We start from the raw sequence: 19,170 nt of genomic DNA on the forward strand, positions 1-19,170 counted from the left end.
AGCCCATGCGTCTACTCAGTCTGCTGGGCTTGTGCTGCGCCAGTCCCTTGTTGTTCGCCACCGACGTTACCGGCAGCCAGGACCTGGCGCTGGTGCCGCGCATGCCAGACGCGCAGATCGTCGACTACCGCCCCGTCGCCGAAATGGAACGCACCTACCCACTGGGCTCGATCCGCCGGATCAGCGGGCAATTGCGTTTTGATGGCCAGGTTACCGCCCGTGGGCAAACCACAGCCGTCACCTACGAACTGCCGCCGGAACACTCCTCCGCTCAGGCCTTTACCTCCGCCCGCGAAGCCTTGCAAAAGCAAGGTGCGCAGTTGCTGTTCTGGTGCCAGGCCCGTGATTGCGGCGCCAGCAGCCTGTGGGCCAACGACGTGTTCGGTAGCGCCAAGCTCTACGGTGCTGATGAACAGCAGGCGTACCTGCTGCTGCGCCTGGCTGCCCCCCAAGACAACACCCTGGTGGCGCTGTACGGCATCACCCGGGGCAACCGCCGCGCCTACCTGCATGTCGAACAGTTCGACGCCAGCGCACCGCTGGGCGAGCTGCTGCCCACCTCGGCAACCTTGCTGCGCCAGCTCAAGAGCACCGGCGAGCTGGACTTACCCGCCCTGGGCGGCGAGCCGCAACCGGCCTGGCTGACCCTGCTGTCCCGGGCGTTGAACCTGGACACTACCTCGCGCGTCAGCCTGTCCGGGCCCCAGGCCGAAGCCTGGCGCCAGGCCCTGATCGGCCAGGGTGTGCGCGCGGCGCGCATGGAAGTGGCCAGCAAGGAAACCCGCGGCCTGCACATCGACCTGTTGCGTTAAGCTGCGCCGCGAGGCGAGCGTCCCACTGACGTTCGCCTATTCTCAGTCGCGGGCCCTTCACGAGATTTTCCATGATTAATAATGACCGCCTCTTGGTGCAGATCCTGCTGCTGGTGCTGTTTGGCGCCAGTTTCTGGGTGATGGCGCCGTTCTGGTCGGCGCTGTTCTGGGGCGCGGTGCTGGCGTTCGCCAGTTGGCCGCTGATGCGCCTGCTGACCCGCTGGCTTAATGGCCGCGAATCCCTGGCGGCGGCGTTGCTGACCCTGGGCTGGATGCTGCTGGTGGCGGTTCCGCTGGTGTGGTTGGGGTTCAACCTGGCCGACCATGTGCGCGACGCCACGGGGTTCATCAAGGATGTGCAGGTCGATGGCTTGCCCGAAGCCCCCGCGTGGCTAGCGGGCCTGCCGCTGGTGGGCGAGCGCCTCGTGGGTATCTGGAACAGCATCGACGAGCAAGGTGCGGCGCTGATGGTGGCGATCAAACCGTACCTGGGCCAGGTCGGCAACTGGCTACTGGCCCGTAGCGCGCAGATCGGCGGCGGCATCCTGGAGCTGACCCTGAGCATCGTCTTCGTGTTTTTCTTCTACCGCGACGGCCCGCGCCTGGCGATGTTCGTCCATCGCCTGCTTGAACGCCTGATCGGCGACCGCGCCGGCTACTACATCGAACTGGTGGCCGGCACGGTGCAGCGGGTGGTCAACGGCGTGATCGGCACGGCGGCGGCCCAGGCGATCCTGGCCCTGATCGGCTTCCTGATTGCCGGCGTGCCGGGTGCGCTGGTGCTGGGCATCGTTACCTTCCTGCTCAGCCTGATCCCCATGGGCCCGCCGCTGGTATGGATTCCCGCTACCGCATGGCTGGCCTGGAAGGGCGAGTACGGCATGGCGGTGTTCCTCGGCATCTGGGGCACGCTGATAATCAGCGGCGTGGACAACGTGCTCAAGCCGTACCTGATTAGCCGCGGCGGCACTTTGCCGCTGGTGATCGTGCTGTTGGGGGTGTTCGGCGGGTTGATCGCCTTTGGCTTTATCGGCCTGTTCATCGGCCCGACGCTGCTGGCAGTGGCCTATAGCCTGCTCACCGACTGGAGCTCCAGCCAGGCGCGGGTCGAGGAAAAACGCTGAGGCCACGGCCCGCCAATCGGCTGCGGGGTGGATTTAGCCATCTTCGGGCCCCGCAGCCGTTTAGGTTCCGCTACAATGCGCGCCGATTTCGACTTGCCTGAGAGCATACCCATGTCCGCCTGCCAGACTCCCATCATCGTCGCCCTGGATTTCCCCACCCGTGACGCCGCACTGAAACTGGCCGATCAACTGGACCCGACACTGTGCCGGGTCAAAGTCGGCAAGGAACTGTTCACCAGTTGTGCATCGGAGATCGTCGGTACCCTGCGCGACAGGGGTTTCGAAGTGTTCCTGGACCTCAAGTTCCACGACATTCCCAACACCACCGCCATGGCGGTCAAGGCGGCGGCGGAAATGGGCGTGTGGATGGTCAATGTGCATTGCTCGGGTGGCCTGCGCATGATGGCCGCGTGCCGCGAAGTGCTGGACCAGCGCAGCGGCCCGCAGCCGTTGTTGATTGGCGTGACCGTGCTGACCAGCATGGAGCGTGAAGACCTGGCGGGCATCGGCCTGGATATCGAGCCCCAGGAGCAGGTGCTGCGCCTCGCGGCCTTGGCGCAGAAGGCCGGGATGGATGGCCTGGTGTGTTCGGCCATGGAAGCCCAGGCCCTGAAAGCGGCGCACCCGAGCCTGCAACTGGTGACCCCGGGCATTCGCCCGGCCGGCAGCGCCCAGGACGACCAACGCCGTATCCTCACTCCGCGCCAGGCCCTGGACGCCGGTTCCGACTACCTGGTGATCGGTCGCCCGATCAGCCAGGCCGCCGACCCGGCCCAGGCGTTGGCGGCGGTGGTGGCCGAACTCAACTGACCCTGGTTGTAGCAAGCGGGCAAGCCCGCTTGCTACAGGGGGGTTAGTCGACTTTCAGTACCAACTTGCCGAAGTTCTCGCCATTGAACAATTTCATCAGGGTTTCGGGGAAGGTCTCCAGGCCTTCGACGATATCCTCCTTGCTCTTGAGCTTGCCCTGGGCAATCCAGCCCGCCATCTCTTGCCCCGCCGCGGCGAACTGCGCGGCGTAGTCCATCACCACGAAACCTTCCATGCGCGCGCGGTTGACCAGCAGCGACAGGTAGTTGGCCGGGCCCTTGACCGCTTCTTTGTTGTTGTACTGGCTGATGGCGCCGCAGATCACCACCCGCGCCTTGAAGTTCAAGCGGCTGAGCACCGCGTCGAGGATGTCACCGCCGACGTTATCGAAGTACACGTCCACGCCTTTAGGGCATTCGCGCTTGAGCCCGGCGTGGACGTCCTCGCTCTTGTAGTCGATGGCGCCGTCGAAGCCCAATTCCTCGATCAGGAACTTGCATTTGTCCTGGCCACCGGCGATGCCAATGACGCGGCAGCCTTTGATCTTGGCGATCTGCCCGGCAATGCTGCCCACCGCCCCGGCCGCGCCGGACAGCACCACGGTGTCACCGGCCTTGGGTGCGCCGACGTCCAGTAGGGCGAAATAGGCGGTCATGCCGGTCATGCCCAATGCGGACAAGTAACGCGGCAGCGGTGCCAGGTTCGGATCGACCTTGTAGAAACCCCGCGGCTCGCCGACGAAGTAATCCTGCACGCCCAGGGCACCATTGACGTAGTCCCCCACGGCGAAACCCGGGTGGTTGGAGGCCTCGACCTGGCCCACGCCCAGGGCGCGCATGACTTCGCCGATACCCACGGGCGGGATGTAGGATTTGCCCTCGTTCATCCAGCCGCGCATGGCCGGGTCCAGGGACAGGTAGTGGTTCTTGACCCGGATCTGCCCGGCGCCTGGCTCCGCCACGGGCACCTGCTGGAAGCTGAAGGTCTCGCGGGTCGCGGCGCCCACCGGGCGTTTGGCGAGGAGGAACTGGCGGTTGGTCTGGGCAGTCATGGTGCGCACTCAAGTCTGAGGGGAAGCCAGAGTGATAGACCCGGATGGCCGTGGCGGCAAGCTTTGCCGTGATAGCGAATAGGGGTTGATCCAGTTGGGTGATAGTTGGCCTGGGTTATTCATCACTGGAACGCATAAGGGCCCAACTGGCCTTTTGATAGTGCTGCCGCGCGCCAGGGTGCGCTGGCTAGACTGCGGGCATCCAAATGTGGGCATTCATCGAGGGCAGCACAATGAGCATGACGTTTTCCGGGCAAGTGGCGCTGGTCACGGGGGCCGCTGCCGGCATCGGCCGCGCGACGGCTCAGGCTTTTGCCGCCGAAGGCTTGAAAGTGGTGGTGGCGGACCTGGACGTGGCGGGCGGCGAGGGCACGGTGCAGTTGATCCGCGAAGCCGGGGGTGAGGCGTTGTTCGTGCGCTGCAACGTGACCCAGGATGCCGATGTACAAAATCTGATGGCACAGGTAGTCAATGCCTACGGTCGCTTGGATTACGCCTTCAACAATGCCGGTATCGAAATCGAGAAGGGCAAATTGGCCGACGGCACCCTGGACGAGTTCGACGCCATCATGTCGGTCAACGTCAAGGGCGTTTGGCTGTGCATGAAGTACCAATTGCCGCTGTTACTGGCCCAGGGCGGCGGGGCGATCGTCAACACCGCGTCGGTGGCGGGCTTGGGCGCGGCGCCGAAAATGAGCATTTACGCGGCCTCCAAGCACGCGGTGATTGGCCTGACCAAATCGGCGGCCATCGAGTACGCGAAGAAGAAAATCCGCGTCAACGCGGTATGCCCGGCGGTGATCGACACCGACATGTTCCGCCGCGCGCATGAGGCGGATCCGCGTAAGGGCGAGTTCGCCGCGGCCATGCACCCGGTGGGGCGCATCGGCACGGTGGAGGAAGTCGCCAGCGCCGTGCTGTACCTGTGCAGCGACGGCGCGGCCTTCACCACCGGCCACGCGTTGGCGGTGGATGGCGGAGCGACGGCGATCTGATAAAAAAACGGGCACAAAAAAACCGGAACCCCTCAAGGGTTCCGGTTTTTTTGTGCCGGTTACTGGCGTTCGCGCTTGGGCAACACGTCTTTGAGCTTGGCGTGCATGCTGCGCAGTGTGGTTTCGGTGCTGGCCCAGTCGATGCAGGCGTCGGTGATCGACACACCGTACTGCAATTCGGCCAGGTCCTTGGGGATTGCCTGGCAACCCCAGTTCAGGTGGCTTTCGACCATCAGGCCGATGATCGACTGGTTGCCTTCGACGATCTGGTTGGCGACGTTTTCCATCACCAAGGGTTGCAGGGCCGGGTCCTTGTTGGAGTTGGCGTGGCTGCAATCGACCATGATGTTGGGCTTGATCTTGGCCTTGTTCAGCGCCTGTTCGCACAGGGCGACGCTGACCGAGTCGTAGTTGGGCTTGCCGTTGCCGCCGCGCAACACCACGTGGCCGTAGGCGTTGCCCTTGGTGGTGACGATGGATACGCCACCTTCCTGGTTGATGCCCAGGAAGCGGTGTGGGCTGGAAACCGACTGCAGGGCGTTGATCGCCACGGTCAGGCCGCCGTCGGTGCCGTTCTTGAAGCCGACCGCCGAGGACAGGCCGGAGGCCATTTCCCGGTGGGTCTGGGATTCGGTGGTGCGCGCGCCAATGGCCGACCAGCTAATCAGGTCCTGCAGGTATTGCGGCGAGATCGGATCCAGGGCTTCGGTGGCGGTGGGCAGGCCCATTTCCGCCAGGTCCAGGAGCAATTTACGGCCGATGTGCAGGCCGTCCTGGATCTTGAAGGAGTCGTCCAGGTACGGGTCGTTAATCAGGCCTTTCCAGCCCACCGTGGTGCGCGGCTTCTCGAAGTAGACGCGCATTACCAGGTACAGGGTGTCGGCCACTTCCGCGGCCAGCGCCTTGAGGCGCTCGGCGTATTCGTGGGCGGCCTTGATGTCGTGGATCGAGCAGGGCCCGATGACCACGAACAGGCGATGGTCCGTACCGTCGAGGATATTGCGAATGACTTCGCGGCCCTTGGTCACGGTGCGCAGCGCCACGTCGCTCAAGGGGATATCACGCTTGAGCTGATCGGGGGTAATCAGTGTCTCGTTGGAGGCGACGTTAAGGTCATTGATCGGTAAATCAGCCATCGTGTTACTCGTCAGGTCACGGGTGCCGGCCGCCAGCGATCCCCGCGCGGCGGAGCACAGCAGATTTATTGGGGCGCGTCGGGGTGCCGAACCTTAGCGCGTTAAGCGCCGGTTCGACAATGGGCAGACACCGGTTTAATCCCGCAGGGGCGGCATAAACGCCTGGCGCACGCTGTCGTGGGAGAACTCGGCGGCATGCTGGTGCACCCATTCCAGGGCCAGGGCCTCAACGTCGTTGGCCTGGGCGTGTGCGCCGTACTGGCGCCGGTAGCGTTCCATCTGGCAGATCTGCTCGCCCATGCGCGCGCCGAACAGGGTCTGTTCGTCGACAAAAGCGATGCCCACCAGGTAACCGTGCTTGCGCCGCAGGCACCACGCCACGTAGCCCAGGTAACAGGCGCTTTCGCCCAGGCTGGGCATGCGTATTTGCAGCGCCGTGCCGCGCCGCCAGGCGCGGTGGTAATTGCACGCCACGCCCCCGAGGCTGATAGTGTGCAGCCGTTGGCCAGAGATGCATTCGTGTTTTTGCAAGGTCAACTCGACCGGAATTTCCTCTGGGTGAGGTAGGAAACGTCCCATGAACTTGGACTCCAAGTCTCAATTATCTGACAGCGATTTACCCAGTATAGAAGTGCAATGGGAACTGACTGATTTCGACGCCGACCAGCGGCTATTGGCGATGAGTGGTGTCAGCCTGGTGATTTTCACCAGTGTCGGCTGCTCCAGTTGCCGCTGGGCGCGCCAGCAATTGCCGACACTGGCGTTGCCCGTGGCGCGTTTGTGTTGGATCGACGCCGCCGACAACGGCGGCTTGGTGCAGCGTTATGAGGTGTTCCATCTGCCGGCGCTGTTTGTGGTGCGCGATGGGCAGTTTTTCGGCGCGTTGCGTTCGCGCCTCGGCACCGATGAGTTGACGGCGGCGCTGGCGTTGGCCCTGGAACGAGAGCCCGAGGAGTTGCCATGATCGGGTGCGGTGCATTGCATATAAGGAGAAGGGCATGAGCGACAAATTGGTGGTGGCCATTTCTTCCCGGGCCCTGTTTGACCTGAGCGACAGCCACAAGGTTTACCTGGCCCAGGGGGTCGAAGCCTATCGCCAGTACCAGATCGAGCACGAAGAAGAGCAGTTGGCGCCGGGGGATGCCTTTCCCCTGGTGCAAAAATTGTTAAGCCTCAACGCCAGCCTGGGGCGCGCGCGGGTGGAGGTGGTGCTGGTGTCGCGCAACAGCGCCGACACCGGGTTGCGGGTGTTCAACTCAATCCAGCATTACGGCCTGGATATTTCCCGCGCGGCCTTTGTCGGTGGGCGCAGCCCTTACCCGTACCTGGCCGCGTTTGGCTGCGACCTGTTCTTGTCGACCCACGCCGACGATGTGCGCAGCGCTCTGGATGCCGGGTTCGCGGCGGCCACCATCCTGTCCGGCGGGGCGCAGCGGGCGGCCAGTGAGGAATTGCGCATTGCCTTTGATGGTGATGCGGTGCTGTTCTCTGACGAGTCCGAGCGGGTTTATCAGACCGGCGGCCTGGAAGCCTTCCAGGCCAGTGAACGGCAGTCGGCCCGCGAGCCGTTGCGCGGTGGCCCATTCAAGGGCTTCCTGGCGGCGTTGAACCTGTTGCAGCGCGAATTTCCCAGCGAAACCTGCCCGATTCGCACCGCCCTGGTCACCGCCCGCTCGGCCCCGGCCCATGAGCGGGTGATCCGCACCTTGCGCGAGTGGGACATCCGCCTCGATGAGTCGCTGTTTCTTGGCGGGTTGACCAAGTCGGCGTTTCTGGAGGCCTTTGGTGCCGACGTGTTTTTCGACGACCAGGCTGGCCATTGCGAGTTGGCCCGCGAGGTGGTTGCCACCGGCCATGTGCCCCATGGCGTGAGCAACGAACCGCGTCCTTGAACCTGCGGGCGCAGGGCCCGTCGCACTCCCCGAGGCGCTGCTAAGCTGAGTCAATCCGCGCCATGTTGGCATGCGAGGAGGCCGTATGATTCGTTCGATGCTGTACGCCACAGACCTCGGTTTGTATGCACCGCTTGTGCTGCAACACGCCTTGGCCCTGGCCCGGACCTTCAAGGCAGACCTGCATGTCGTTCACGCCGTGGAGCCCATGGGCTTGTTCGCTGAGTCTGTACTGCAGAGCTATCTTGACGAGCGGGCCCTGAACGAGTTTCACAGTGAAGGCCTGAGTACGGTGATGGCCAGTATCGAGCAACGGGTGCTCGACAGTTTTCGCGAAGAGTTGGGGGAAGGGCAGCAGGACCTGGCGCTGATACGCTCGGTCCGGGTGCTGCAAGGGGATCCCTCGCAGGTGATTCTGGAGCAGGTGTCGAAACTTGAAGTCGATTTGTTGATCGTAGGAAGTCACAGCCACGGCGCGGGCGGGGAAACGCCCTTGGGCCGTACGGCGGCGCGGGTGTTGCAGTTGTCCCGGGTGCCGGTTTATTTGGTGCCGTTATTGCAGCGCAGACGCCAGAGCGATGTGTGAAACGCAAATGTGGCTTTGATAAAAAAGTTCTAGATTTATTCTTCAAACCATTCTTATAGTTATATACCGCCGCTGATGCCCGCGGCGTTTATCTGCTTTGAGGGATACATATGAAGCTCCAACAATTGCGCTACATCTGGGAAGTGGCGCACCACGACCTCAACGTCTCCGCCACCGCCCAAAGCCTCTACACCTCGCAACCGGGCATCAGCAAACAGATCCGTTTGCTGGAAGACGAACTGGGTGTCGAAGTTTTCGCCCGCAGCGGCAAGCACCTGACGCGCGTCACCCCCGCCGGCGAGCGGATCATCAATACCGCCGGCGAAATCCTGCGCAAGGTCGAGAGCATCAAGCAGATCGCCCAGGAATTCTCCAACGAGAAGAAGGGCACCCTGTCCATCGCTACCACCCACACCCAGGCGCGTTATGCGCTGCCGCCGGTCATCAGCAACTTCATCAAGCAATACCCGGACGTGGCGCTGCACATGCACCAGGGCTCGCCGATGCAGATCGCCGAAATGGCCGCCGATGGCACTGTGGATTTCGCCATCGCCACCGAAGCCCTGGAGCTGTTCGGTGATTTGGTGATGATGCCGTGCTACCGCTGGAACCGCTGCGTCGTGGTGCCCCAGGGCCATCCGCTGACCAAGCTGCCCAAGCTGACCCTCGAAGCCCTGGCCGAATACCCCATCGTCACCTACGTGTTCGGTTTTACCGGCCGCTCCAAACTCGACGAAGCCTTCAGCCATCGTGGCCTGACGCCCAAAGTGGTGTTCACCGCCGCTGACGCCGACGTCATCAAGACCTACGTGCGCCTGGGCCTGGGCGTAGGCATCGTGGCGAAAATGGCGGTCGACACCAAGCTCGACAATGACCTGGTGGTACTCGACGCCAGCGAGTTGTTCGAGTCCAGCGTGACCAAGATCGGCTTTCGCCGCGGCACCTTCCTGCGGGGCTTTATGTGCGACTTCATCGAGAAGTTCGCCCCACACCTGACCCGCGAAGTGATGGCCAAGGCGATTGCCTGCCATAACAAGCAGGAGCTGGAAGAACTGTTCGACGGCGTCGAGTTGCCGGTGCACTAGAACGCGGTTTATTTCACCTCGGTGACAGTGAACTGTTGCCGAGCGCCCGCCACGCTAATGTCCACCTCATCGCCCTCGAACTTGCCCAACAGGCTTTTGCCCAGGGGCGAGCGCGGGGTGATGACGGTAATCGGTTGCCCCACCAGTTGCACCTTCAGGCCCGCGCCATCGGGGGCAAGAAACAGCCACTGCTGGCGCCCCTGCTCATCCTCCAGCCCCAATAGGGTGCCGACCTGGATGCCGGTGCTCTCGTCATAAGGGCGCAGGGCCATGTTCTGGCACAACGCCAGGGCCTGGCGGATTTCCTCCACGCGCTTGGCCTGGCCGGCCGCCAGGTAAGAGGCCTCTAGGCCCAGGGTGTCGTATTTGTTCTCGGCGATGTTTTCTTCGTGTGTGGCGGTTTCGTAGGCGGTCTGCGCGGCGCGCTGGGCGATGTCGAGATCGGCCTGGAGTTTGTCGAGGATCAGGGCGTGGACGCTGTGCTTATTCATGCTCAATCACAAAATTGCAGGACATTGGCCCGGCTCTTGTCGCTGGGGGCGGTCTGGTCTTGTTGCAGCCAGAACTGGCACTTGGGGTTGGCCAGGTTGCGCGCATCGCTGCGGCCGTTGTCCAGGGCCTGACGCTGCTCGTTGCGGCGCAGGTTTTCCTGGTATTGCTCGAACATCGGGTTGCTGGCCGGGGCCTGCACCACGGGCGGCTGGGCCAACTGCTCGACGGCGCGGCTGACGGGTGCCAGTTGTGCGCTGAAGACAAAGCGCGAGGCCAGCCAGCAGGTCAGGGCAATGGCTAAAAAGCCCAACCATAGGCCCAGGGCGATGGACAGGCTCAAGCGCAGGTGCGGTACAAGGCGCGAGCGAGAGCGGTAAGGCATGGTGGCCTCCTAATGGCGGCTTGATCGGGCATGGCGGCGATTGTCGCACAGGCCCGGTGCAGATTAATCGGCCACGGCCCTTCTGCGCGGTGGCATTTATGCGGACAATCGAGCTTTTCGCCACAGGGAGCCCGCAATGAAAGCCCGCTGGGATATTTTTTGCAGCGTCGTCGATAACTACGGCGACATCGGCGTGACCTGGCGCCTGGCCCGGCAACTGGTGGCCGAACACCCCTGCGCTGTGCGCCTGTGGGTCGATGACCTGCGCGCTTTCGAGCGCTTGTGCCCGGCCATTGATGTGCAGGCCGAGCAGCAGGTGCAGCAGGGTGTCGAGGTGCGGCACTGGGCCGCCGAGTGGTCGGCCACCGACGCGGCGGACGTGGTGATTGCCGCATTCGCCTGTCAATTGCCGGCGGCCTACATGGACGCCATGGCCGCAAGGCAACCCACACCGTTGTGGCTCAACCTCGACTACCTGAGCGCCGAGCCCTGGGTAATCGGTTGCCACGGTTTGCCATCGGTGAAGTACAAACAGGTACAGAAGTTCTTCTTCTTCCCCGGGTTTCAGGCCGGTACTGGCGGTTTGCTGCGCGAGGCCGGGTTGCTGGAGCGTTGTGCGGCATTTCAGCGCGATGGGCAGGCCCAATCCGAGTTTCTGCGGGGGTTGGGGGTTGTTCCCACGCCGGGTGCCCGCTTGATCTCATTGTTCGCCTATGAAAATACCGGCTTGGCCAGTTGGCTCGACGCCTTGGCCCAAGACCCCGCGCCCACCCATCTGCTGGTGCCCGAAGGGCGGGTACTGGGGGATGTGCAGCGCTGGCTGGGTGTCGAGGCCCTGGCGGTGGGCGCGGTGCAGCAGCGCCAGGCCCTGACGGTGCAGGTGTTGCCATTTGTTCCCCAGGACGATTACGACCGCTTGCTGTGGTGCTGCGATTTCAACGGCGTGCGCGGCGAAGACTCGTTCGTGCGTGCGCAATGGGCGGGCAAGCCACTGCTGTGGCACATCTACCAGCAGGAAGAAGACATCCACCTGGACAAGCTCGAAGCCTTCCTGGCCCTGTACACCCAAGGCCTTTCGCCCGCCGCCGGGCAGGCCCTGGCCGACCTCTGGCGGGCGTGGAATGGGGGCGTGGACATGGCCGGCCCGTGGCGCGGGGCACAAAAACACTGGCCAGAACTCCAGCAGCATGCCCGCGCCTGGTGTCTGGAACAGGCCTCACGGCCCGATCTTGCTGCGGCGCTGGTGCAGTTTCGGGGAAATTGGATATGATACGCGGCCTTGATTTTTGTAAATCCCATCCAAATTCGGATATTCGTAATGAAAACTGGTAAAGAACTGAAACCCGGTATGGTCATCCGTATCGACAACGACCCTTGGCTGGTTCAGAAAGCTGAGTTCACCAAGTCCGGTCGTAACAGCGCAATCATGAAGACCAAGCTGAAGAACCTGCTGACTGGTTACAAGACCGAAACCGTCTACAGCGCCGACGACAAGCTCGATGACGTGATCCTCGACCGCAAAGAAGCGACCCTGTCCTTCATCAGCGGCGACGCCTACACGTTCATGGACACCACTGACTACACCATGTACGAACTGAACGCCGAAGACATCGAAGCCGTTCTGCCTTTCGTTGAAGAAGGCATGACCGATGTTTGCGAAGCGATCTTCTTCGAGGAGCGTCTGGTTTCCGTAGAGCTGCCGACCACTATCGTGCGTCAGGTTGACTACACCGAAGGTTCCGCTCGCGGCGACACTTCGGGCAAGGTGATGAAGCCTGCCAAACTGAAAAACGGTACCGAGCTCAGCGTTGCAGATTTCGTTGAAATCGGCGACTGGATCGAGATCGACACCCGCGAAGGTGGCTCCTACAAGGGCCGCGCCAAGGTTTAACGCCTGGTTCGTGCGTGATGAAAGCCCGACTTCGCGTCGGGCTTTTTTATGGGCGCCACATAAACACTGGGGCTGTTAAGCTCAACTTTAGGAGCGTTCCTACGCACTTTTAAATGAAGTCGTTCTTCTTTAACTGCATCCGATCAGGTATTGCTGACGTCCTGCCGTTTTGGCCCCTCGCCAGATTTCCAGTGACGAGCCGACCTGATCCCGGAATATGCTCTATGAGACATGAAGCATGAATAAGCGCCCGTTGTATTTCGACTATGCCGCCACCACCCCTGTGGATGAGCGAGTCATTCAAGTCATGGTTGAGTGTCTTGGGTTTGACGCAAATTTTGGTAACCCCGCCTCCAGCTCCCACGCCTATGGCCAGCAGGCCCGGCAAACGGTCGAGCGCGCGCGCCAGCAGGTCGCGGACCTGATCGGCGCCGAGGCCGGGCAGATTGTCTGGACCTCCGGCGCAACCGAATCCAATAACCTCGCCCTCAAGGGCGTGGCCCAGGCTCGCGGTGTTACGGGCGGCCATGTCGTCACCAGCCAGATCGAACACAAAGCCATTCTCGATACCGCCCGCCAACTCGAAGAGGCAGGCGTTGCGGTGACTTACCTAGCGCCCGACGCCGAAGGCCTCATCACTGCCCAAGCGGTGCGCGAGGCGCTGCGCGACGACACCTTCCTGGTGTCGCTGATGCTGGTCAACAACGAGTTGGGCACTGTCAACGACATCCCCGCCATCGGCCAGGTCGTGCGCGAGCACGGTGCCTTGCTGCATGTGGACGCGGCCCAGGGTGCGGGTAAAGTTGCCATCGACCTGAAGGAGTGGGCGGTGGACCTGATGTCCTTTTCCGCCCACAAGATTTACGGCCCCAAGGGCATTGGCGCTCTGTATGTCGGGCCACGCGCGCGCCAGGGCCTGCAGGCGCAGATTCATGGGGGCGGGCATGAGGGCGGTTTGCGCTCGGGCACCCTGGCCACGCACCAGATCGCAGGCATGGGCGCGGCGTTTGCTCTGGCCGCCGAGTTTTTCGACGAGGAAGCGGCGAGCATCGCAGCGCTGCACGAACGGCTGATCGGGCCACTGAGGGTACTTGCCGGCGTACGCCTTAACGGCAGCGCCGCGCAGCGTATCCCTCATACCTTGAGCCTGACCTTTAATGAAGGTGAGTTCGATTCGGCGGCGTTGAGTGCGTCCATCGCGTTTTCCGCCACATCGGCGTGCAATTCGGCGAGCAATGCGCCGTCCCACGTGTTGTTGGCCTTGGGCCATGATGCTCGCGCCGCCGGGCGCACTATTCGCTTGAGCCTGGGGCGCTTCACCTGCGAGCAGGACATCGACCAGGCTGTTCTACTGATAAAAGCGGCAATCGCCAGTGCCCCCGCGTTCTGGGCCGTTACCGCGCCTTGAACGGGCAGGCCCACCCATAACAATGATCCGTGACAAGCAGGAGATGTAATGAGCACGCAGCCCTTGATCCCCCAGCGCCTGGCGCGCACCCGTGAACAGATGCGCCGCGAAGGCATTCATGCCTTGCTGGTGCCGTCGGCCGATCCGCATTTGTCGGAGTACCTGCCGGCCTACTGGCAAGGGCGGCAATGGCTATCTGGGTTCCATGGCTCTGTGGGCACACTGATCGTGACCCAGGATTTCGCCGGTGTGTGGGCCGACAGCCGCTATTGGGAGCAGGCCACCAAGGAACTCAAGGACAGCGGTATCGAGTTGGTCAAGCTTTTGCCTGGGCAACCCGGCCCGTTGGACTGGCTGGCGGAACAAACTCCGCAAGGTGCGGTGGTGGCGGTCGATGGCGCGGTGATGGCCGTGGCCGCGGCACGTACTCTGGGCGGCAAACTCACTGCCCGTGGCGCGAGCCTGCGTACCGATATCGACGTGCTGGCATGTGTCTGGGATGATCGCCCTGCTCTGCCCAGCCAGCCGATCTATCAACACCTGCCACCACAAGCCACCGTCAGCCGCGTGGAAAAACTCACCGCGTTGCGCCAGAGCCTCAAGAGCGCCAATGCCGAGTGGCATTTTATCGCCACCCTCGATGACATCGCCTGGCTGTTCAACCTGCGTGGCGCCGACGTGTCGTTCAACCCGGTGTTCGTCTCCTTTGCCTTGATCGGCCAAGAGCAGGCCACGTTGTTCGTGGCCCTGGATAAAGTCGACAGCTCGCTGCGTGCCGTGCTTGAGCGCGATGGTGTGAGCGTTCGTGACTACAGCGAGGTGGCCGTGGCCTTGAGCGCGCTGCCGGCTGGGGCGAGCCTGCACGTGGACCCGGCGCGGGTGACCGTAGGCCTGCTGGATAACCTGGACAGCGCCGTCAAATTGGTCGAAGGCCTGAACCCGACCACCCTGGTCAAATCGCAGAAGAGCCAGGCCGACGCCGAGCATATTCGTCAGGCCATGGAGCAAGACGGCGCGGCCCTGTGCGAATTCTTCGCCTGGCTGGAAGCGGCTTGGGGTCGGCAGCGCATTACCGAGTTGACCATCGACGAACAACTGACCGCCGCCCGGGCGCGGCGTCCGGGCTATGTGTCGCTGAGCTTCAACACCATTGCGGCTTTCAATGCCAATGGTGCGATGCCGCACTACCACGCAACCGAAGAAGAACACGCGGTGATCGAAGGGGACGGTTTGCTGCTGATCGACTCCGGTGGCCAGTACTTGGGCGGTACCACCGATATCACGCGCATGGTGCCGGTTGGCACACCGAGCCAGGAGCAGAAGCGCGATTGCACCCGCGTGCTCAAGGGCGTGATTGCCTTGTCCCGGGCCCGGTTTCCCAAAGGCATCCTGTCGCCGTTGCTCGACGCCATCGCCCGCGCGCCGATCTGGGCCGAAAGCGTGGATTACGGCCACGGTACGGGCCACGGCGTGGGCTACTTCCTCAACGTCCACGAAGGCCCGCAGGTCATCGCCTACCAGGCTGCCCCCGCACCGCACACCGCCATGCAAGTGGGGATGATTACCTCCATCGAACCGGGCACCTATCGCCCTGGCCGCTGGGGCGTGCGCATCGAAAATCTGGCCCTTAACCGCGAAGCTGATACCAGCGAGTTCGGCCAATTCCTAAAGTTCGAAACCTTGACCCTGTGCCCCATCGACACCCGCTGCCTTGAGCCGTCATTGCTGACTCAGGAAGAGCGCGACTGGTTCAACGACTATCACCAACAAGTGCGCCAGCGTTTGCGCCCGTTGGTGGAGGGGGCGGCGTTGGCGTGGTTGATTGAGCGCACCGAGGCCATTTGATATCAAGGGCCGCCGTCACTTGCGTACGGCGGCCACTGGTTCAAGCCAACGCTTCACGCACAAAGTCCAAACGATCCTGGCCGAAGAACAACTGGTCACCGACGAACATGCTCGGTGCACCAAAGACTCCACGCCGGATGGCCTGCTCGGTAGTGTCCTTGAGCAAAGCTTTCACTTCTTCGTCGTTACTCAAGGCCAGGATTTCATCGGTACTGAAATGGCGCTCGGCCAGCGCTGCGCTAAGCGCTACCGGGTCGTTCAGGTCGCGCCCGTCCACCCACAGCGCCTTGAACAGGCAATCGATGAACTCAATAAAGCGCTCGGGCTGACGCAGTTGCACGCCGGTTGCGGCGCGCATCAGTAGCAGTGTGTTGATGGGAAAATTCGGGTTGAAGTTGAGCGCGACTCCATAGCGCTGCGCATAGCGCCCGAGGTCTTGGAGCATGTAGCGGCCCTTGGCTGGAATGGTCACGGGTGAAGCATTGCCGGTGGCCTTGAACACCCCTCCCAGGAGCATCGGGCGGTAAACCAACTCGGCCCCTGCTTGGGCACAGAGTTCGGGGAGTTGAGTGTAGGCCAGGTAAGTGGCGGGGCTGCCGAGGTCGAAGAAGAATTCGAGCGTCTTGCTCATGTTGTTAGCCTCTGATGGTCGTGATGGTCGGGTTACCAGCGCTCGCTCCAGGGCCGCAGGTCGAGTTCGAAGGTCCAGGCATCCCGCGGCTGGCTGTGCAGGAACCAGTAGTTCTCGGCAATGTGCTGTGGATTAAGGATGCCATCTTGGTCCTTGAGGGCGTACGTTTGCGGGAAGTTGTCGCGGATGAAATCGGTGTCGATGGCGCCATCGACTACCACATGGGCGACGTGAATATTCAGCGGCCCCAATTCCCGGGCCATGCTTTGGGCCAGTGCGCGGATCCCGTGTTTGGCCCCGGCAAACGCGGCAAACCCAGCCGCGCCGCGAAGCCCCGCGGTTGCTCCGGTGAACAGGATGGTGCCGCGTTGGCGAGTGACCATACGCTTGGCCACTTCCCGGGCATTGAGAAAGCCTGAAAAACAGGCCATTTCCCAGATCTTGAAGTATTTGCGTGCGGTTTCTTCGAGGATGCTGCACGGCACGTTGGCGCCGATGTTGAAGACCAGCGCCTCGATTGGGCCAATCTGGCTCTCGATGTGCTCGATCAACTCAATGACGTCATCTTCCTTGCGTGCATCGCAGGCAAAGCCGTGGGCCTGGCCGCCGCTTGCGTGGATGGCGTCGATCAAGGGTTGCAGTTTGCCCGCGCTGCGCCGAGTGACGCAGGCAATAAAACCTTCCTGGGCAAATCGCTGGGCGATAGCGCTGCCGGTTGCATCGCCCGCACCTACTACCAGCACCACTTTCTTATTGTTGATCGCCGTGGTCATGGAGCGCCTCTCTCTTTGGTTAACGGTCGTTAGCCAAACGAACGTTATGCTACGATTTCGACTGCGTCAAGATGGACAGCCAGAGGGGAAGCCATGCGTTATTCAGCAAGCCACAAGCAGGAAACCCGGGAACGGTTACTGGCCAGCAGTGCGCTCTCGGCCAAGAAAGAGGGCTTTTCTACCGTGGGCGTCGATGGCTTGATGAAAGCCATCGGCCTTAGCGGTGCGGCGTTCTACAGCCACTTTTCGTCAAAGGACGAATTGTTCGGCGCGATTGTCGAGCGCGAACTGCGGCATAGCCTTGAGCGGTTAAGTGGTGAGGGCGAACAGAGCCTGGAACGGCTGGAGCGTTGCCTGAACCATTACCTGAGCATGGCCCACGTTAAAAAGCCAGAGGTTGGGTGTGCTTTGCCGGCGCTGGGGGCTGAGATTGCCCGGTCTGATGTTGAGGTGCGACTGCGGGCCCAGGAATGGATTTGTCGCTTGCACGAGAACTGGGCTCGTACCCTGGAAAGCGAAAGTTTGGCTTGGGCTGTTCTTTCGCAATGCGTGGGCGCGCTGGTGGTTGCGCGGATGATGGTCGATCCAGCGTTGCAAAACACCGTGTTGACGACCAATCGTCTGCAAATCCGGCGTCAGGTTGCCCGTCAAGCCGACGAGTGAGTGCTTACTTGCAGATCACGATCATGCTTCGGCTGGTGTAGCCCGCCGGATTGAGGCCAAAGAGGTAGTCGCCCGGTTCTTCCACGGAGTCCCCTGACTTGGCGATGACCTTATAGCCTTTTGCCCCGCAGGAGTTGGCGGCGCGGGTGTGGCACTTGTCCCACGAGGAGGACAGGCCAGAGCAGTTGATATGCACGCCTTTCTTGCCGTGTTTGACCGAGGTTTTAGACGTCGCGGCGCAGCCCGCAATCGCCAGTACTGCTAGCAGTATCAAAACGTGTTTCATTCCCTTCCTTATAGCTTGCTTCGCAGCGGGCCCTGAGCCTGGCTTTATCCGCGCTATATGCCAACTGAAGCTATCCCTTGCGAAAAAATCCATGGCTTACACCGGGTTGCGGCTAAACATGGCCTAATTGAGCGGTAAATGCCAGAGCTTCGTCAAATCAGACTCAATCGCGTGCAACAACGACGTGGGGTTCCCTGCGTATAGTCGTCGTTGCCCCTACGCAAGCAAGAATAATGCACAGGATTGCCAGCCATTGCGTCAGGGAAAGGTGTTCATGCAGGAACAGCAGTCCAGATAGCGCGCCGATGGCGGGCTCGATGCTCATAAGGGTACCGAAGGTCCTGGTGGGGATTTTGGTCAAAGCGACCATTTCCAGCGTGTAGGGCAGGGCGGTAGACAGGATAGCGACCGCTAGCGCAACGGGCATCAGGGCGGGTGTCAACAGCGCTGCGCCCGCATGCGCAATGCCGATGGGGCTGACAACCAGTGCGGCGATCATCACCCCCAGGGCTGCGGTTTGAACGCCATTGTCTGCCCCAGCCTTTTGCCCGAACAGAATATAGAGCGCCCAACACACTCCGGCGGCCAATGCGTAGCCTGCGCCGAGCAGGTCAATCCCACCGCGGGTCTCGCCTGTGGGAATGAGCAACAGCAAACCCAGGATCGCCAGGGCTATCCAGAGAAAGTCCAGGACACGGCGTGAGGCGAAGATCGCGACCGCCAACGGCCCGGTGAACTCTAACGCCACCGCGATTCCCAGCGGGACGGTTTGCAGTGACATATAGAAGAGCAGGTTCATCCCTCCCAGTGCGACGCCATACACGATCACTGTGCGCAAGGATGCAAAGGTTAACTTGGCACGCCAAGGGCGCAATAGCAGCAGCATGATGAAACTGGCAAAGATCAAACGCAGCGTCGTGGTGCCTTGTGCGCCGACCACGGGAAACATGCTTTTGGCCAGGGCCGCACCGGACTGGATGGAAGTCATGGCTATTAATAGCAGGCCAACCGGGAACAGGGTGGAGGCGAGGCTGCGTTGAGGGCTGGTCATGATGTCGCGCCATCCTGTAGGGGGGGTAATACGAGGTGTATGATGCTCAAATCTAGAGGAATGAGCAATATAGTGCGCACTTCCCGAGAGCTAAGATTGTTTGCGATGCTTCTGTATTGATAGAAAACCTGAATTAACGGTTGACGGCGATTTATATCTGTCTATAATTCGCCCCACTTCCAGCGCAGTCGAAACGGAAAACTCCTTGGTAAACAAAGAGTTATGTAGGTTTCGACAGCGCGGAGCTTCAGGTCATC

The 19,170-nt window shown here is 61.9% G+C and carries 22 protein-coding genes; 13 read left to right on the forward strand and 9 right to left on the reverse strand.

Annotation, left to right across the window (positions count from 1 at the left end; genetic code table 11):
- Positions 1 to 5 precede the first annotated feature (5 nt).
- The 3 genes from AC19YT_RS23115 to pyrF all read left to right on the forward strand — a co-directional run bounded on the left by AC19YT_RS23115 (position 6) and on the right by pyrF (position 2,746).
- Positions 6 to 812, forward strand: a complete 807-nt coding sequence (locus tag AC19YT_RS23115) for a DUF4892 domain-containing protein (protein WP_500611085.1) — start codon at positions 6 to 8, stop codon at positions 810 to 812.
- 71 nt (positions 813 to 883) lie between these two features.
- Positions 884 to 1,936: an AI-2E family transporter gene (locus AC19YT_RS23120; RefSeq protein ID WP_095110604.1), complete on the forward strand. Its 1,053-nt coding sequence runs from the start codon at positions 884 to 886 to the stop codon at positions 1,934 to 1,936.
- A 111-nt stretch (positions 1,937 to 2,047) separates the two neighbouring features.
- On the forward strand, positions 2,048 to 2,746 hold the full coding sequence (gene pyrF, locus AC19YT_RS23125; RefSeq protein WP_500611086.1) for an orotidine-5'-phosphate decarboxylase: 699 nt from the start codon (positions 2,048 to 2,050) through the stop codon (positions 2,744 to 2,746).
- Positions 2,747 to 2,789: 43 nt separating this feature from the next.
- Here the strand turns inward: pyrF and AC19YT_RS23130 are convergent, their stop codons facing one another.
- Positions 2,790 to 3,797, reverse strand: a complete 1,008-nt coding sequence (locus tag AC19YT_RS23130; RefSeq protein ID WP_095110602.1) for an NADP-dependent oxidoreductase — start codon at positions 3,795 to 3,797, stop codon at positions 2,790 to 2,792.
- A gap of 233 nt (positions 3,798 to 4,030) precedes the next feature.
- On the opposite strand from AC19YT_RS23130, the gene AC19YT_RS23135 reads away from it, so the two are divergent.
- Positions 4,031 to 4,792, forward strand: a complete 762-nt coding sequence (locus AC19YT_RS23135) for an SDR family oxidoreductase (RefSeq protein WP_095110601.1) — start codon at positions 4,031 to 4,033, stop codon at positions 4,790 to 4,792.
- A gap of 59 nt (positions 4,793 to 4,851) precedes the next feature.
- Here AC19YT_RS23135 and AC19YT_RS23140 read toward each other — a convergent pair whose 3' ends face one another.
- Together AC19YT_RS23140 and AC19YT_RS23145 are read right to left on the reverse strand one after the other, a co-directional pair.
- Positions 4,852 to 5,928: a 3-deoxy-7-phosphoheptulonate synthase gene (locus AC19YT_RS23140; RefSeq protein WP_095110600.1), complete on the reverse strand. Its 1,077-nt coding sequence runs from the start codon at positions 5,926 to 5,928 to the stop codon at positions 4,852 to 4,854.
- A 135-nt stretch (positions 5,929 to 6,063) separates the two neighbouring features.
- Positions 6,064 to 6,507 carry a PilZ domain-containing protein gene (locus AC19YT_RS23145; protein WP_500611087.1) on the reverse strand — a complete coding sequence of 148 codons (444 nt, stop codon included), beginning with the start codon at positions 6,505 to 6,507 and terminating at the stop codon, positions 6,064 to 6,066.
- Between AC19YT_RS23145 and AC19YT_RS23150 the strand changes: the two genes are divergently transcribed.
- From AC19YT_RS23150 to cysB, 4 genes are all read left to right on the forward strand, one after another.
- Positions 6,506 to 6,892 (forward strand): thioredoxin family protein, encoded by a 387-nt coding sequence (locus tag AC19YT_RS23150; RefSeq protein WP_500598430.1) that lies wholly within the window; start codon positions 6,506 to 6,508, stop codon positions 6,890 to 6,892. The genes AC19YT_RS23145 and AC19YT_RS23150 overlap by 2 nt on opposite strands.
- Positions 6,893 to 6,926: 34 nt before the next feature.
- Entirely contained in the window at positions 6,927 to 7,820 is an 894-nt protein-coding gene (locus AC19YT_RS23155; RefSeq protein ID WP_095110597.1) for a 5'-nucleotidase, read from the forward strand.
- An 85-nt stretch (positions 7,821 to 7,905) separates the two neighbouring features.
- Positions 7,906 to 8,406 carry a universal stress protein gene (locus tag AC19YT_RS23160; RefSeq protein WP_095110596.1) on the forward strand — a complete coding sequence of 167 codons (501 nt, stop codon included), beginning with the start codon at positions 7,906 to 7,908 and terminating at the stop codon, positions 8,404 to 8,406.
- A 110-nt stretch (positions 8,407 to 8,516) separates the two neighbouring features.
- Positions 8,517 to 9,491, forward strand: coding sequence for an HTH-type transcriptional regulator CysB (cysB, locus tag AC19YT_RS23165; protein ID WP_500598432.1), 975 nt, complete (start codon positions 8,517 to 8,519; stop codon positions 9,489 to 9,491).
- An 8-nt stretch (positions 9,492 to 9,499) separates the two neighbouring features.
- On the opposite strand, the gene AC19YT_RS23170 is transcribed toward cysB, so the two are convergent.
- On the reverse strand, positions 9,500 to 9,982 hold the full coding sequence (locus tag AC19YT_RS23170) for a GreA/GreB family elongation factor (protein WP_095110594.1): 483 nt from the start codon (positions 9,980 to 9,982) through the stop codon (positions 9,500 to 9,502).
- Between the two features lie 2 nt (positions 9,983 to 9,984).
- A complete protein-coding gene (locus tag AC19YT_RS23175) occupies positions 9,985 to 10,365 on the reverse strand; it encodes a hypothetical protein (protein ID WP_500611088.1) in 381 nt (126 codons plus the stop codon).
- 136 nt (positions 10,366 to 10,501) lie between these two features.
- On the opposite strand from AC19YT_RS23175, the gene earP reads away from it, so the two are divergent.
- The 4 genes from earP to AC19YT_RS23195 all read left to right on the forward strand — a co-directional run bounded on the left by earP (position 10,502) and on the right by AC19YT_RS23195 (position 15,509).
- The gene (gene earP, locus AC19YT_RS23180; protein ID WP_500611089.1) at positions 10,502 to 11,635 is read left to right on the forward strand and encodes an elongation factor P maturation arginine rhamnosyltransferase EarP; all 1,134 of its coding nucleotides are present in this window, start codon (positions 10,502 to 10,504) and stop codon (positions 11,633 to 11,635) included.
- A gap of 48 nt (positions 11,636 to 11,683) precedes the next feature.
- Positions 11,684 to 12,256: an elongation factor P gene (locus tag AC19YT_RS23185; protein ID WP_095110591.1), complete on the forward strand. Its 573-nt coding sequence runs from the start codon at positions 11,684 to 11,686 to the stop codon at positions 12,254 to 12,256.
- 238 nt (positions 12,257 to 12,494) lie between these two features.
- Positions 12,495 to 13,664, forward strand: a complete 1,170-nt coding sequence (locus AC19YT_RS23190; protein WP_500611090.1) for a cysteine desulfurase family protein — start codon at positions 12,495 to 12,497, stop codon at positions 13,662 to 13,664.
- A 48-nt stretch (positions 13,665 to 13,712) separates the two neighbouring features.
- Positions 13,713 to 15,509: an aminopeptidase P family protein gene (locus AC19YT_RS23195; protein WP_500598439.1), complete on the forward strand. Its 1,797-nt coding sequence runs from the start codon at positions 13,713 to 13,715 to the stop codon at positions 15,507 to 15,509.
- A gap of 40 nt (positions 15,510 to 15,549) precedes the next feature.
- On the opposite strand, the gene AC19YT_RS23200 is transcribed toward AC19YT_RS23195, so the two are convergent.
- A complete protein-coding gene (locus AC19YT_RS23200) occupies positions 15,550 to 16,140 on the reverse strand; it encodes a 2-hydroxychromene-2-carboxylate isomerase (protein ID WP_500598440.1) in 591 nt (196 codons plus the stop codon).
- Between the two features lie 32 nt (positions 16,141 to 16,172).
- Positions 16,173 to 16,913, reverse strand: coding sequence for an SDR family oxidoreductase (locus AC19YT_RS23205; protein ID WP_095110587.1), 741 nt, complete (start codon positions 16,911 to 16,913; stop codon positions 16,173 to 16,175).
- A 93-nt stretch (positions 16,914 to 17,006) separates the two neighbouring features.
- Between AC19YT_RS23205 and AC19YT_RS23210 the strand changes: the two genes are divergently transcribed.
- The gene (locus AC19YT_RS23210; protein WP_500598443.1) at positions 17,007 to 17,576 is read left to right on the forward strand and encodes a TetR/AcrR family transcriptional regulator; all 570 of its coding nucleotides are present in this window, start codon (positions 17,007 to 17,009) and stop codon (positions 17,574 to 17,576) included.
- Between the two features lie 4 nt (positions 17,577 to 17,580).
- On the opposite strand, the gene AC19YT_RS23215 is transcribed toward AC19YT_RS23210, so the two are convergent.
- Together AC19YT_RS23215 and rhtA are read right to left on the reverse strand one after the other, a co-directional pair.
- Positions 17,581 to 17,862 carry a hypothetical protein gene (locus AC19YT_RS23215; protein WP_095110585.1) on the reverse strand — a complete coding sequence of 94 codons (282 nt, stop codon included), beginning with the start codon at positions 17,860 to 17,862 and terminating at the stop codon, positions 17,581 to 17,583.
- Between the two features lie 163 nt (positions 17,863 to 18,025).
- Positions 18,026 to 18,913 carry a threonine/homoserine exporter RhtA gene (rhtA, locus tag AC19YT_RS23220; RefSeq protein WP_500598445.1) on the reverse strand — a complete coding sequence of 296 codons (888 nt, stop codon included), beginning with the start codon at positions 18,911 to 18,913 and terminating at the stop codon, positions 18,026 to 18,028.
- Positions 18,914 to 19,170 lie beyond the last annotated feature (257 nt).

The organism is Pseudomonas sp. MF08875 (assembly GCF_059862525.1).